Annotated in this window: 1 protein-coding gene; it reads right to left on the reverse strand. The window is 36.9% G+C overall.

All coding sequences use genetic code 11. The annotated features are described in order from the left end of the window. Nucleotides 1-651 (reverse strand): phage major capsid protein (locus ABZ914_RS51760; protein WP_500201869.1); only part of this gene is annotated, 651 nt, incomplete at its 3' end. Nucleotides 652-1,071 lie beyond the last annotated feature (420 nt).

The following is a 1,071-nucleotide window of genomic DNA, read 5'->3' on the forward strand; positions in this document are numbered from 1 at the left end:
TGACATAATATTTTCGGCACTATCTTTAAGTAGGGAGTTGGTCGCTGTTGTGATCCCTCCGTAGCGTCCAATCTGATACTTAACAAGTTTAAGATTGGGATCGTCATTGGCTCCAATGGTTTCATCTTCGCTATCTAATTTTGTAAGTGGGGTAATATTTGTCCATTTCTCATAAACACGAGAACCTGAGGCTGTAGTTACATTTTCAACATTGACATATTGCTCCATCACATCATATTGGCGTTTCAAGACATTAATCGAAGTTCTTAAATCTTGGGGAATGGTTAAGCCAGCCGCTTCGCCTGATTCATCTTTAGAGGAAGTGACTAGATTTGTGATTTTAGAATCGCCTCTCATTAAGGCTTTAAAATCTGAAATGAAAGAATGATCGGTTTGGTTTTCTCCATTTCCTAAGGGAAGTTGTCCGCTTGAGCGAAGATGAGCAACTTGCGTCGCTTGTGCTTCGTCGACTTGATTTCTAAGTGCATCACAACGAGCTTGTGCATGATCTCTCTTTGCGGTCAAATCTCTTAAAGTTTGAGCTGAGAAGTTTTCATTTTTGAGCATTTGATTGATTTTATCATTATAATTTTCTACTTTTTCGCCTGCTTCAATCCACAGCTCATTGAGTGTATTTAGTGTTTGATTCATTGTATTGATTCCTTATTTTCTATTGGTAAAGATACCAATTTATCGAAACTACAGATAAGGCCTGTATTTCATTACGTTAATTGCGCTTTTTATAAATGAGTTAAAACAACTGATTTTGTTGGAGACCTTGCTCGCATTTTTACTCCTTTCTTATTCTTCTAATTCAAATCAGTAAATTCATTTTGTCGGACAGCGTACTTTTTTCATGTTTTTATTTCCTCTGATAAATTCCTAGCGAAGTAGGAAAAGTACGGTAACACGGTAACAACACTCTACAAATAGCTTAACCATGCGGTTTAAGTTGTTACCGCTAACGGTAACATGTTACCGAAGTACGGTATCACTTTCGCTTTTTCTTACGTAAATAACCCTTAGTGACCTTTTTTTGTTTATCATCGTCCCAATGAAATAGCCGTCTAA

The sequence above is a fragment of the Spirillospora sp. NPDC046719 genome (assembly GCF_040645715.1).
Classification (GTDB): Bacteria; Actinomycetota; Actinomycetes; order Streptosporangiales; family Streptosporangiaceae; genus Spirillospora.